9 protein-coding genes are annotated in these 12,669 nt (G+C 72.9%); 6 read left to right on the forward strand and 3 right to left on the reverse strand.

Translation table 11 applies throughout. The features are described 5' to 3' along the window. The first annotated feature begins 28 nt into the window (after window positions 1-28). The 5 genes from WMF28_RS43600 to WMF28_RS43620 all read left to right on the forward strand — a co-directional run bounded on the left by WMF28_RS43600 (window position 29) and on the right by WMF28_RS43620 (window position 7,461). Window positions 29-1,336: a DUF1552 domain-containing protein gene (locus tag WMF28_RS43600; protein ID WP_437599665.1), complete on the forward strand. Its 1,308-nt coding sequence runs from the start codon at window positions 29-31 to the stop codon at window positions 1,334-1,336. A gap of 85 nt (window positions 1,337-1,421) precedes the next feature. Continuing rightward, window positions 1,422-2,711 (forward strand): DUF1552 domain-containing protein, encoded by a 1,290-nt coding sequence (locus tag WMF28_RS43605; protein WP_437599666.1) that lies wholly within the window; start codon window positions 1,422-1,424, stop codon window positions 2,709-2,711. 121 nt (window positions 2,712-2,832) lie between these two features. Beyond that, window positions 2,833-5,211: a methyltransferase domain-containing protein gene (locus WMF28_RS43610; protein ID WP_437599667.1), complete on the forward strand. Its 2,379-nt coding sequence runs from the start codon at window positions 2,833-2,835 to the stop codon at window positions 5,209-5,211. Window positions 5,212-5,764: 553 nt separating this feature from the next. Beyond that, the gene (locus WMF28_RS43615) at window positions 5,765-6,442 is read left to right on the forward strand and encodes a hypothetical protein (RefSeq protein WP_437599668.1); all 678 of its coding nucleotides are present in this window, start codon (window positions 5,765-5,767) and stop codon (window positions 6,440-6,442) included. A gap of 215 nt (window positions 6,443-6,657) precedes the next feature. Further along, window positions 6,658-7,461, forward strand: coding sequence for a phytanoyl-CoA dioxygenase family protein (locus WMF28_RS43620; RefSeq protein ID WP_437599669.1), 804 nt, complete (start codon window positions 6,658-6,660; stop codon window positions 7,459-7,461). Between the two features lie 124 nt (window positions 7,462-7,585). On the opposite strand, the gene miaA is transcribed toward WMF28_RS43620, so the two are convergent. Genes miaA through WMF28_RS43635 form a run of 3 tightly spaced genes read right to left on the reverse strand, consistent with a single transcriptional unit; the run spans window position 7,586 to window position 11,126 of the window. After that, window positions 7,586-8,533, reverse strand: a complete 948-nt coding sequence (miaA, locus tag WMF28_RS43625; RefSeq protein WP_437599670.1) for a tRNA (adenosine(37)-N6)-dimethylallyltransferase MiaA — start codon at window positions 8,531-8,533, stop codon at window positions 7,586-7,588. After that, complete coding sequence (mutL, locus tag WMF28_RS43630) at window positions 8,530-10,542, reverse strand: DNA mismatch repair endonuclease MutL (protein WP_437599671.1); 2,013 nt, start codon at window positions 10,540-10,542, stop codon at window positions 8,530-8,532. Before mutL ends, miaA begins: the two co-directional genes overlap by 4 nt. Then, on the reverse strand, window positions 10,539-11,126 hold the full coding sequence (locus WMF28_RS43635; RefSeq protein ID WP_437599672.1) for a hypothetical protein: 588 nt from the start codon (window positions 11,124-11,126) through the stop codon (window positions 10,539-10,541). Before WMF28_RS43635 ends, mutL begins: the two co-directional genes overlap by 4 nt. Window positions 11,127-11,364: 238 nt before the next feature. Between WMF28_RS43635 and WMF28_RS43640 the strand changes: the two genes are divergently transcribed. Continuing rightward, window positions 11,365-12,666 (forward strand): RNA polymerase factor sigma-32, encoded by a 1,302-nt coding sequence (locus WMF28_RS43640; protein WP_437599673.1) that lies wholly within the window; start codon window positions 11,365-11,367, stop codon window positions 12,664-12,666. Window positions 12,667-12,669: the final 3 nt, after the last annotated feature.

Consider the following 12,669-nt stretch of genomic DNA (forward strand, 5'->3'; position numbering starts at 1 on the left):
AGATCGGTAGTCAGCGAAAGGATCGGTCATGCGCAGCCACAGCCGTAGGAACTTTATCAAGGGTGTCGGTGCCAGCCTGGGGGCCAGCCTCCTGTTCTCGCCGTTCTATGACTCCATCGCCAACGCGGCTCCCGGGAAGAAGCCGAAGCGGCTCCTGATCTTCTTCACCATGGGGACGGCTCCCGAGGTCTGGAAGCCGAAGAGCGTCTCCGGGGAGACCCCCACGTTCAGCGAGGCCACCTCGCCGCTCGAGCAGGTGAAGGAGCACATCGTGATGCTCGATGGCCTCCCCAGCGCGAGCCCCGGCAACAACCACGGGTCCGCCGACGGCATCACGGGGATGGGCTACTACAGCAGCGGCCCCTACGGGCTGATCTCGGTCGACCAGTTCATCCTGGAGAAGCTGAAGCCGGCGACGCCCTTCCCCTCGCTCCTGCTCGGCGCCGACACGAGCGGCGGCAAGACGGGGTTCTACAAGAACAACAACCTGGTGCCCATCGGCTCCCCGATGTCCGCCTACTCGACCGTGTTCTCGGGGGTGGGGCCGACGACCCCGATCCCCAACGACACCTCCGCCGAGGATCGGCTGCGCCGGCGCAAGAGCATCCTCGACAACCTCAAGGGCGAGATCACGACCCTCAAGGGGAACCTGGGCTCGGAGCAGAAGTACAAGCTGGATCTGCACCTCGAGTCGCTCCGCCAGATCGAGCAGCGGCTCTCGACCTCGATGCCCGGCGGAGGGGGACCTGGGAGCGGCGGCTGCTCCGTCCCGACAGCGCCCGCCGGCGATATGAGCAACGCGATGAAGGCCAACCAGCTTCATCTGGACATCATCGTCGGCTCCTTCGCGTGTGACATCACGCGGATCGCGGCGATCCAGTGGGGCTCGGATCAGATGATGAACGTGAATCTGCCGGAGATCGGCCTGGCCGACGAGGAGCACAACGGCCTGATCCACGGCAACGACCCCGGGCACGTGAAGCTGATCAAGCTCGAGAAGTGGCTGCACGAGCAGTTCGTCGGCGTCATCAAGAAGCTGAAGGAGCTGCCCGAGGCCGACGGCTCCGGCTCGCTCCTCGACAACACGCTCGTCGCCTGGTGCCGCGACATGGGCGACGCGCCGGCGCACACGCAGAACGAGATGAAGTTCGTCCTGGCGAGCGGCAACGGCGGCTACCTGAAGACGAGCCCCGGCGGCCGGTTCATCCAGAGCAGGGAGCGGCACGAGCGCGTGCTGCTCAGCCTGTGCGACGCGATGGGCGTCACGGACTACGCCGGCTTCGGCGATCCGGCCCTGTCGGCCAAATCGCCGCTCCCGGGCCTGGCGGCTACCTGAGAACAGGGGGCGCGGCCCTCCGCCGCGACAGGCGCGCCCCCACGCGCCTGTCGCGGCGAGCTCCGGGCGAGTGAAAGGGTCGTTCATGCGCAGCCATCATCGTAGAGCTTTTCTCAAAGGCCTCGGGGCCAGCGCAGGGGCCAGCTTCCTGTTCACGCCGTTCCTCGACTCCATCGCCCAGGCGGCGCCCGGGAAGAAGCCGAAGCGCCTCCTCCTGTTCTGCACGATGGGCACGGCGCCCCAGATCTGGAAGCCCGCGAGCGTCTCCGGCGAGACGCCCACGTTCAGCGAGTCCACGTCGCCGCTCGCGGACGTGAAGCAGCACGTCGTGCTCGTGGACGGCCTCCCCAGCGGGAATCCCGGGAACAACCACGGCGCCCCCGATGGCCTCACCGGGCTCGGCTTCAGCGACCCCGCCAAGCTGATCTCCGTCGATCAGTTCATCGCGGACAAGCTCGTCGCCGGCGGGACGAAGACGCTCATCCCCTCGCTCCTGCTCGGGGCCGAGAGCACGGTGAACAACGGGAGGTCGCCGTATTATCGCAAGGACAACCTGCCGACGATCGCTTCCCCCAAGTCCGCCTACACCACCCTGTTCGGCTCGGCGATCCCGTCGAACACCACCTCGGACGACCTGCTGCGCCGTCGCCGGAGCGTGCTCGACAACCTCAAGAGCGAGATCGCGACGCTCAAGGGGAACCTGGGTTCGGAGCAGAAGTACAAGCTGGATCTGCACCTCGACTCGATCCGGCAGCTCGAGGAGCGGCTGTCCAGCGCGCCCTCCGGCGAAGGCGGCGCCTGCGGCGCGCCGGCGACGCCCGCCGGCGATCCGAGCGACCCGCTGGCGGCCAACCTCTTGCACATGGATCTCATCGTCGGCGCGTTCGCGTGCGACATCACGCGGGTCGCCGCGATCCAGTGGGGCTCGGATCAGGCCATGACCGTCGAGCTCCCGGACATCGGGCTGCGAGGCGAGGAGCACGGCACCATGATCCACACCGGCGCCCCTGCGCACCTCGACCTGATCAAGCTGGAGAAGTGGCTGGCGCAGCGGTTCGTCGACCTCATCACGAAGCTGAAGGCGATCCCCGAGGCCGACGGCTCCGGGACGCTCTTCGACAACACGCTGATCGCCTGGTGCCGCGACATGGGCGACTCGCCGAACCACAACATGAACGAGATGAAGTTCGTCCTGGCGAGCGGCGAGGGCGGCTATCTGAAGACGAGCCCCGGCGGCCGTTACCTCAGGAGCAACGAGCGGCACGAGCGCGTGCTGCTCAGCCTGTGCGACGCGATGGGCGTCACGAGCTTCAGCGGCTTCGGCGATCCGAACCTCCAGGCCAAGTCGCCGCTCCCGGGCCTGGCCGCGAGCTGAGGCGGCCGGCGCGCGGCTCCCCCCGGAGCGGCCTTCGCCGGTCCCATGACCGCGCCGGCGCTGCCCGCGCCGGGGCGACCGTCGTCGATCCGTGTCCCTCGACCGGCGTACACTGGTCGTCATGACGACGAGCGCGCCGGCGGGGTACGAGGCGGAGCAACGGCGAGACGACCTGTCCGCGTACGCGCGGTACCTGGCCGCGATGGACGCGTCCATGCGCCAGAAGGTCGCGCTCACGGCCGCGCACCTCCTGTGCGAGGGCCGCGTCGCCGACATGGGGATGGGCTCGGGGCAGGGCAGCGCCGCGCTGGCCCAGCTCTACCCGCGCCTCGAGGTGATCGGCGTCGACATCGATCCCGCGGTCATCGAGCTCGCGCGCCGCGCTCATCGGCACCCGAACCTCAGCTTCCAGCTGGGCGACATCGCCACGGCGGTCTTCCCGCCCGAGAGCCTCGACGGGATCTTCGACTCGTCGGTGCTGCACCACGTGACCTCGTATGGCGGCTACCGCCACGCGAACGCCGCCGACGCGCTGGCGGCGCAGGTGGAGCAGCTCGCGCCGGGCGGGGTGCTGGTGGTGCGGGACTTCGTCGACCCGGGGCCGGAGCCGGTGCTGCTCGACGTGCCCGCCGACGACGGCGACGACGGCCCCGACCCCCGCAGCGCCTCGACCGCGGCGCTCCTCGACCGGTTCGCCGGCGAGTTTCGCTCGCTGTCGCCGGAGCCGGGGTTCCCGCTGGCGCGCGTGGCGCCGGCGCCGTCTGGCGCGCTCCCCGCGCCGCGCCCCGGGTGGCGCCGGTATCGGCTCACCCACAAGCATGCTGTCGAGTTCCTGTTGCGGAAGGATTACCGCGCCGACTGGGAAGCCGAGGTCAAGGAGGAGTACACCTACTTCTCGCAAGCGCAGTTCGAGGCGCTCTTCGCCCGCCTCGGCCTGCGCGTGCTGTCGTCCACGCCGCTGCGCAACCCCTGGATCGTGCGCAACCGGTTCGCCGGCCGCTTCGAGCTCCGGGACGCCGCGGGCGCGCGGCTGCCTTGTCCGCCCACGAACTACCTGATCGTCGGCGAGAAGGTGAAGGCCGGTCAGGGGGTCGCGTTCGGGCTCCGGCCGGCGGAGGGCCCTCCGCGGTTCCTGCGGATCGAGCATCACCAGGATCGCGCCACCGGATGGGTGTTCGATCTGGCGGCGCGGCCCCACCCCACGCTCGACATCTTGCCGTTCTTCTTCGCCGGCGAGACGGCGTACGTGCTGGCGAGGACGAGCTACCCGCGGCCGATCGCGCACGCCTGCCGCGAGGAGACGCCTCCCCTCGACGGCAGCGGTCCGGCCGACTACCTGGCCGAGCCGATCGCGGTGGTGCAGAGCGAGTTCCCGGTCGGGCACACGGTCGAGCGCGCGCTGGAGCGGGCGGCCGGCGTGCAGGCGGCGGCGATCCAGCGGATGATCCCGGGCACGACGTACTACCCGTCGCCGGGCGGCATCCTCGAGGAGGTGCGCTCGATGCTTGTGGAGGTCGAGCCCACGTTCGTGAACGCGCCCTCGGAGGACGTCTCCGGGTTCGCCACCTCGGGCCGCATCCGCGCCATCGAGGCGCGCCAGCTGCTGCGCGCCGCGCAGGTCGGAGGCCTGCCCGACGCGCGGCTCGAGCTGAACGTCTACGACCTGCTGGCGCGCTTCGGATTGCCGTTCGGGCCGTGGATCGGCGACGACATCGCGCTCCCCGAGGGGCGCGCCGATCCGCCCGGAGGGGGCGCGGCAGGCGCTGCCGACGCGGGCGTCGGCGGGGACGGCGGCGCGGTGGCCGTCGTGCGGCCGACGTCGCTGCGCGCCCTGCTCGAGCGCCCGAGCCGCCGGCGGTTCTCGCGGGTGGACCCGAGCGCCAGCACCGGGTTCCTCGAGGTGCGGCGCGCGCGCTTCGAGGAGCTGGCCGAGGGCGGCGCCGTGGTGGCCGCGCGCGAGCTCGAGTACGTGGTGCCGCGGCCGCTCGGCGCGCTGACCGTCTCGACCACGCTGCTCGCGCGCGCGCCGTCGGGAGAGGTGCTGCTCGGCGTCGACGACCATGACCTGCCCGCCGCCCAGAGCTTCTCGGGCAGCAGCGAGCTCCTTGTCGCGCCGGCGTGGCGGCTGCCGCGGAGCGCGCGCACCCTCGCGGACGCCGAGGCCTTCGTGCGGACAAGGCTCCGGGTCGAGTACGGCGTCGAGGCGGGGGAGGCCGTCGAGCTCGGAGGTGCCTACCGCCCCTCGCCAGGGCTGACGCCGGAGCTTGTGCAGCCGCTCGCCTTCGTGGTCACCGCGGTGGCCGCGGAGGCGCCGGCTGCCCCGGCCGCCGCAGCGCCCCGGGTCGCGCCGGCGCCCGTCCCGGATCGGCGGCTGTACTGGGTGCCGCTGACCGAGCTGGTCGCGGGGCGGGAGCACCTGCCCGACGGTCACCTCCGGGTCGTGGCCCTGCGCGCCGCCCACGCGCTCGGCGCGGCGATCTCGCCGCCGCGCCCGCGGTGACGCGGCGCCGGCGCAGGCCACGCGCCGTCGTGTCGGTCCGATAGGCCACCTCGGACAACACGGCACAGATCGTCCCGCGGGCTCCTCCCCTGGTCGCCCCATCCGCCAGCGTCTCCACGAACATCGATGCTTCGCCGCCCGGCGCGCGCCGGGTGTCTCCCTCATGATGCCTCCGGGGAACGGCCGGGAGCGATCTCGGATTGTCACGGGCGGACGAAACTCTGCCTTCCGCGCCGGTGCGCGAAACGGACCCTCTCACGGCGCCAAGGATGAGCACAGGACGCCCTCCGAGCGCAGAGGTGGATTGCGTTCGAGCTGCCTGATGCCCGGACACAGCAATCGCGTGCGATGGGCGGCGGTCCCGAGACATCAGCGGCATTCGTCGCCATTCGTCGCATCGCGCCCCTCTCGCGCGCATTCAGCGCGCTTTCGCGCGATGCGCCGGGGTGCTGACGCATCGAAAGGCTGGCACGCCGCGCGCTTACAGCGCCGCACATTGCCGGCGATTGGTCGCCCCCGCAGCGCACAGCGGGACGGAAACCCCATGGACCTTATGAGCAATTCCCTGAAGATCGCGATGGCTGGCCTCTTGCCCACGAGCCGCTCCGTCCGCGGCGAGGCGCTCGGGCAGGACGCCCGGGCCGACGGCGGTCGGGCCAGCTCGTTCGTCGCGCTGCGCGCGCGCCTGCTCGCGAGCCCCAGCCTGGCCGGCGCGCTCAGCTTCATGCAGGGCACCACCCGCCCGTGGGAGCCCCACGAGCTCGCGGCGTGGCTGCACGAGCATGTCGTCGCTCCCGGCTGGATGAGAGCCCCGCGCGCGCTGCGCGAGCCGGGCGCGGAGACCGTGGAGCTCTGCGAGCTCGACGAGCGGCACCGCGAGGTCGCCGTGCTCACCGGGTGCGCGCGCCGGCGCGTGGCGCTCGCGCTGCTCGATTTCGTGGCGCCGAACCCCGAGCGCGGGTTCCTCCGCGCGGCGCTGTACAGCGCGCGCGTGCGGTGGAGCGTTGTCGGCGACCGCTCGGGCTGGCTCCCGGCGCCGCGCGAGAGCGACCTCCTGAGCGACATCGTGCTCAGCCTGCTCGCCGCCGAGATCCTCTCGGACGCGGAGCTCTACCGGAGCCACATGACCGTGTGCGCGGGGTGCGGCCGTGTCGCGTTCGCGCAGGAGGCGCGGCCGCGCGGCGCGGGCTGCCCCCGCTGCGACGGCGAGGTCAGGTGGCAGTCGCGCTGACACCGAGGGATCCAGCGCCGCCGACGCGGCGCCATCCCGGCGGCGCGCAGGATGAGATCGCCTGTCCGTCCCGCGTGCGTGGTCCAGCCGCCTGGAGCGGTATCTCCTCCTCCGAAGACAACGATTCCGGCAAAGAGGGTGTCGGGGTGAATCGGCCATGAACGAGTGCTGTGCTTGACGACTCGCTAGCGCCGCTCCAGGCTCGGCGCCGAGCCATGAGCCACGCCCGCCCCACGAGCGCCGAGATGGATGAGCTTGCCCGCGCAGCGCGGCGCGATGGGTTCTGTTTGATCAAGAACCTCATCCCGAAGGGCCTGCTGCTCTCGTGGCGTGAGGCCTTCGCGCCGCTCCTCGACGCGCACGTCGCGCGCGAGGGGCACCTCGAGAACCGGGGGCCGGGTCGCTACTACGTGACGCTCCCGTTCAAAGCCCCCTTCGCGGAGCCGCGCATCTACGAGGACGAGACGATCCTGGGCGTCGCCGAGCGCCTCATCGGGGCCGACATGACCATGGTCCAGCTCGCGACCGATACACCGCTCCTCGGGTCCGATTACCAGGATGTCCACCGCGACGCGCCACCGCTCTTCCCCGAGACCGGGGAGGAGACGCCTGCGTTCCAGCTCGCCGTCAACTTCCCCCTGGTCGACGTCACCGCCGAGAACGGCCCCATCGAGATCGCCCGCGGCACGCACATGCTCTCCAGGGCCGAGGGGATGCGGCGCCTCGAGCAGGGCGAGGTCGCGCTCGAGCCGGTCTCCATGGAGCTCGGCGACGTCATGGTCCGCGACGTTCGCGGCCTCCACCGCGGGACCCCGAACCGCTCGCGCGAGCCGCGGCCCATGGTGGTCATCGGCTACAGCCGCCGCTGGCTCTTCCGCCCGGAGGTCTCGATCCGGGTGCCCCGCGAGCGCCTCGCCCACCTGTCGGAGCGCGCGAAGCGCATGCTCCGCTTCAACCCCATCGTCGAGTCGCTCGACGGACCCGACGAGACCGAGGTCTACCAGGCCTTCGCGTACTGACGCGCGCCGTCGCTCGCGAAGGCCGCCCGCGGGGCCGCTCCTCGGCGACGTCTCGCCGCTCGGAGGCGCTGCCATGCGCCCCTCTCCCGCTTTGTAAACTATTGTAATTATTGAGAATATTGGATCAGGCGAGCGTGACGTGCGCGACCGCCTGATCCCTCAGCCAGGTGCGCTGCCGCCGCACGAAGACGCGCGTGGAGCGCACGATGGCCGGCGCGAGCTCCGCGGCCGGCAGGCCCCCTTCCAGGTGCTCGCGCACCTGCCGGTAGCCCACCGAGCCCATCGCCCGCGCGTCGCCGTAGCCGCGCGAAAGGAGCGAGCGGACCTCGTCCACCCAGCCCTGCTCCAGCCACCCGGCGACGCGGGCCGCGATGCGGCGGTCGAGCTCGGCGCGATCCCTGTGCACCGCCACCAGGCGCGCGGCGTGCCGGCGCTCCCGGAAGCCGTGCTCGGCGTGCCACGCGCTCTGCGTCCGGCCCGAGCGCTCGTAGATCTCCAGCGCCCGGCTCACGCGCACGAAATCGTTCGGCGCGAGGCGCGCCGCGCTCGCCGGATCCACCTCGGCGAGGCGCGCGTGGAGCGCGGCGCGCCCCTCGGCCTCGGCGACGGCGTGGTGGCGCGCGCGCACCTCGGGGTCGGCGGGCGGCGCGGGCGACAGGCCGAAGACCAGCGCCTTCACCCAGAGGAACGTGCCGCCGCAGACGATGGGCACCCGGCCCCGGCCGCGGATGTCGCCGAGCGCCGCCTCCGCGAGCTCCGCGAAGCGCTGGGCGTCGATCGCCTCCAGCGGATCGGCCGCGTCGATCAGGTGGTGCGGCGCGCGCGCCCGCTCGGCGGGCGTCGGCTTGCCGGAGCCGAGGTCGAACTCCCGGTAGATCTGCACGCTGTCGGCGCTCACCACCTCGCCGCCGAAGCGCTCCGCGAGCCGGATCGCGAGCTCGGTCTTGCCGCTCGCCGTCGGGCCGACGACGACGAGCAGCTCGCCTGGCGACGGCGGCGCGATCGTCTCCCACGACGGCGGCGCGACGGCCGCGCTCGCCTCCGGGGCGAGCTCGTGCTCCGCCTCGATCACCGCCGCCCCACGCGGTGCTCCAGCTCCGGCCAGCCGACGCGCATCACGATGGGCCGGCCGTGCGGGCAGTGGCCGGCGAAGTCGACCTCGTCGAGCGCCGTGAGCAGCGCGCGCGCCTCGTCCGGCGCCACCGGGTCGCCCGCGCGCAGCGAGCCGTGGCAGGCCATCGTCGCCAGCGCGAGGTCCACCGCGCCGGAGAAGGCGCGCTCGCCCGAGTGGCTCAGCTCGTCCACGAGATCGCGCACGAGGCGCTCGGGCGCCGCGCGGCGGAGCAGCGTCGGCACCGCGTGCACCGCGAGCTGCGCCGCGCCCGCCGGGCGGACGTCGAGCCCGAGCCGCGCGATCGCCTCCTGCGCCTCCTCGATCAGCGACACCTCCGAGGGCGCCGCCGGGACGATCACCGGGAAGAGCAGCTTCTGCGTCGCGACGTCGCGCCCGTCGTACGCCGCCCGCAGCCGGTGGAACGTCACGCGCTCCGCCGCCGCGTGCTGATCGAGGAAGTAGATCCCGTCCGGCCCCTCGCACACGAAGTAGGTGTTGCGCACCTGCGCGAGGAACCGCAGCGATTTCCAGGCGAGGGCGCGCTCGGCCGCGGCGAGCACGGGCCCGCTGCCGGTCGGGTACGGGACGGGCGGCGCGCCCGGCACCGACGCCGGCTGCTCGCCCGGCGCGCCCGGCGGCTCGCCCGCCCCGCCGCCCCGCTCGGCCAGCGCGACGTCGGCCCACGCCTCGAGCTGCACCGCCGCGCCCGCGCCGGACGGCGCGGCCTGGGGGCGCGCCGGCGGGACCCCGCCGAGGCCCCACGGGTCGGCCGGCGGCTCGCGCCGCTCGCCCGGCGCGCCCGCCGCGATCGGCTCCGCGGCGGGGCTGCTCGACCAGACCCAGGCGTCCGCAGGCGGCGGGGCCGCGTCCTCGAAGAGCTTGCCCTTCCGGCCCTGGAAGCCGCCGGGGGGCGGCGCGGGCAGGCCGAACGCCGCGGCCACCTGCGCGGCGACGATCTTGTAGAGCGCGTCGGCGACGGCGCGGCCGTCGGCGAAGCGGACCTCGGCCTTCTGCGGGTGGACGTTCACGTCGACGAGCTCGGGCGGCAGATCGATGAACACCGCGCCGATGGGGTACCGGCCCGGCTCGAGCACGCTGCCGTAGGCGAGCGCGATCGAGCGCGCCAGCGATCTGTCGCGCACGTGCCGGCCGTTCACGAACATCCAGAGCCAGCCGGCGCCCGAGCGGGCGCGCTCCGGCCGCGACACGAACGCCTCGACCGTCAGCGGCCCCCGCTGCCCCGCGCACGTCGCGAGCTCCTCGCCCGCGAGGATCGAGCGCACCCGCTCCGCGCGGCTCGCGGTGCGCAGCCACTCCCGCGCGACGCGCCCGTCGCGCGAGAGGATCAGCGTCACGCCGGGCTCGCCGAGCGCGACCGCCTGCGCGATCTCGGTCACGTGCGCCGACTCGGTCCCGACGGCGCGCAGGAACTTGCGCCGCGCTGGGACGTTGTAGAAGAGGTCGCGCACCTCGACCACGCTGCCGACGGCGCACCCGCAGGGGACGACCTGCGCCGCGCCGCCGCCCTCGATGCGGATCTCCGTCCCCTCGGACTCGCCGTCGCGCCGCGTGCGCAGCGAGAAGCGGCTCACCGAGGCGATGCTCGGGAGCGCCTCGCCGCGGAAGCCGAAGCTCTGGATGCAGCGGAGGTCGTCGAGCCGGGCGATCTTGCTCGTGGCGTGGCGGACCACCGCGAGCGCGGCGTCCTCGCGGCTCATCCCGGACCCGTCGTCAGCGATGCGCACCAGGCCGACGCCGCCGCCCTCGATGTCGACGCGGATGCGGCGCGCGCCCGCGTCGAGCGCGTTCTCGACGAGCTCCTTCACCACGCTCGCCGGCCGCTCGACCACCTCGCCCGCCGCGATCTGGTTGGCGAGGTCGTCCGGCAGGACGGCGACCCTGCGCTCCTCGGGCGTCGCGGGGTTCGAGCGAGGATCCGCGCCGGCGATCCTCTCCGCGGTGCTCATGGCTCGTCGCTGGGGTCGACCGTCCGGGCGACCGCCTGGAAGTACAGCTTTGTGCGCTCCCGCGTCATCGCCAGCGCGGCGGAGCCGAGGATGGCCAGCTCGAAGACCACGAAGCGCACCCGCTCGGCGGTCCACCAGAGGCCCGGGTTCGTGAGGCCCGCGCGCTCTGGGACGTCCGGCGGCAGGAGCGCCCCCGCCTGCGCCACCATGTCGATCCAGGCGCCGCGGACGCCCCGGGTAAGCGCGTACTCGACCGCGGCGAAGGCCAGGTTGGCGAAGAGGACCTGGAGCACGAAGCCGCGTGTGCCGGGCCGCCCGCCGAGCGCCAGCCCGCTCGCGATGACCAGGAGCCCCCCGAGGAGCACCTTCCCGATGCTGAGCGGAAAGGAGACGTCCTGGTGCAGGCTCAGGGCGCGCGCCTGGGCGGCCTCCAGCACGAGGTACGTGAACTGGAAGGGCTCGCCCTGGTCGCGCGCTTGCTCGGCCACGGCCATGACGTCGGGGGCCATGCCGTCGCGCAGGTACATGGCCGTCCCGCAGCCGGCCATGAACCCGCGCACGCCGATGAGCCAGGTAAGCAGCATGGCTGCGACCAGGTACCAGGGGCGCAGCGAGCGCGGGCGCGGTGGTCGGTGCGAGTCCACGTGGAGGCTGCCGTGTAGCACGTTCTGCGATCTCGCGCGCGGTCTTCCTGCGGTCTTCTCACTGACGCCTTACCCGCGGATCGCGGAGCGGGTAGCCTCGGAGCGCGAGGTGCCTGCGCGCCGGCGCAGGTGGCGCGGTGCGGCGGGGCTGTACTAGAACTTCGAGGACGAGGTCCTGGTGGCGAAGAGCAAGAGCGAGCCGCGAACGAAGCGAACGAAGGGGACCGGTGCGCCACAGCCCGCGGGGACGGCGAAGGCGGGTGCCCCGCCCGGGTCGGAGGACGAAGACGCGGGCCTCCGCGCCGACACGGACGCGGAAGCGGCCCCCCGGCCCGCCGCCAAGCGCCGCGCGCGCTCCTCGGCGAAGGGCGCCGGGAACGCGCGCGGCGAGGCGCAGCCCGCGGCCGGCGACGACGACGGCGCGCGCGAGGCGGACGACGACGAGGGCGACGCCGCGCCCGAGAGCGGCGCCGCGAGGGCCGGCGACGCCGACGAGGGCGACGTCGTCGAGGTCGTCGGCGAGGTCGTCGGCGAGGTCGTCGACGACGCGAACGTCGATCTGAACGACATCGAGCTCCCGCGCGTCGCGCGGGCCAAGGCCGGCGAGGGCCGCGGCGGGGACGCGGCGCTGTCTCGCACGGACCCGCTGCAGGCCTACCTGCGCGAGGTGCAGCGCCACCCGCTGCTCACGCCGGACGAGGAGAAGGAGCTGACGGTCAAGTACACGAAGACGCAGGACGTCGCGACCGCCGCGCGGCTCGTGACGGCGAACCTGCGGCTCGTGGTCAAGCTCGCGTACGAGTACCGGCGCGCCTACAAGAACATCATGGACCTCATCCAGGAGGGCAACATCGGCCTGATGCAGGCCGTGAAGCGCTACGACCCGTACCGCGGCGTCAAGCTCTCCTCGTACGCGGCCTGGTGGATCCGCGCGTACATCCTGCGCTTCATCCTCAACAACTGGCGCCTGGTGAAGCTCGGCACGACGCAGGCGCAGCGGAAGCTCTTCTTCAACCTCAACAAGGAGAAGGCGAGGCTCTCGGCGATGGGGATCGAGCCGACGGCGGCGGAGATCGCGAAGCGCCTGTCGGTCGAGGAGAAGGAGGTCGTCGACATGGACCGCCGCCTCTCGAGCGGCGAGGCGTCGCTCGACGCCCCGGTCGGCGATCTCGAGGGCCGGACGATCCCGCGCGTCGAGCTGCTCGTCTCGTCGGGGGCGAGCCCGGACATCGCGTTCGAGGCGAGGGAGATGGGCATGCTCGTCCACGATCGGCTCTCGAAGTTCCGCGAGACGCTCAAGGGCAAGGACGTGATCATCTTCGACAAGCGCATGGCCGCGGAGGACCCGCTCACGCTCCAGGAGCTCGGCAACGAGTTCGGCATCTCGCGCGAGCGCGTGCGCCAGCTCGAGGCGCGGCTCCAGTCGAAGCTGCGGACGTACCTCCAGGAGGAGCTCGGCGACGCCGTCGGAGCGGGCTAGGCC

The organism is Sorangium sp. So ce590 (genome assembly GCF_051521365.1).
Classification (GTDB): Bacteria; Myxococcota_A; Polyangia; order Polyangiales; family Polyangiaceae; genus Sorangium.

Excerpts from the sequence above, each read along its gene's own strand:
- WMF28_RS43600 (WP_437599665.1), top strand. The coding sequence starts at position 29 with ATGCGCAGCCACAGCCGTAGGAACTTTATCAAGGGTGTCGGTGCCAGC.
- WMF28_RS43605 (WP_437599666.1), top strand. The coding sequence starts at position 1,422 with ATGCGCAGCCATCATCGTAGAGCTTTTCTCAAAGGCCTCGGGGCCAGC.
- WMF28_RS43610 (WP_437599667.1), top strand. The coding sequence starts at position 2,833 with ATGACGACGAGCGCGCCGGCGGGGTACGAGGCGGAGCAACGGCGAGAC.
- WMF28_RS43615 (WP_437599668.1), top strand. The coding sequence starts at position 5,765 with ATGAGCAATTCCCTGAAGATCGCGATGGCTGGCCTCTTGCCCACGAGC.
- WMF28_RS43620 (WP_437599669.1), top strand. The coding sequence starts at position 6,658 with ATGAGCCACGCCCGCCCCACGAGCGCCGAGATGGATGAGCTTGCCCGC.
- mutL (WP_437599671.1), bottom strand. The coding sequence starts at position 10,542 with ATGAGCACCGCGGAGAGGATCGCCGGCGCGGATCCTCGCTCGAACCCC.
- WMF28_RS43635 (WP_437599672.1), bottom strand. The coding sequence starts at position 11,126 with ATGCTGCTTACCTGGCTCATCGGCGTGCGCGGGTTCATGGCCGGCTGC.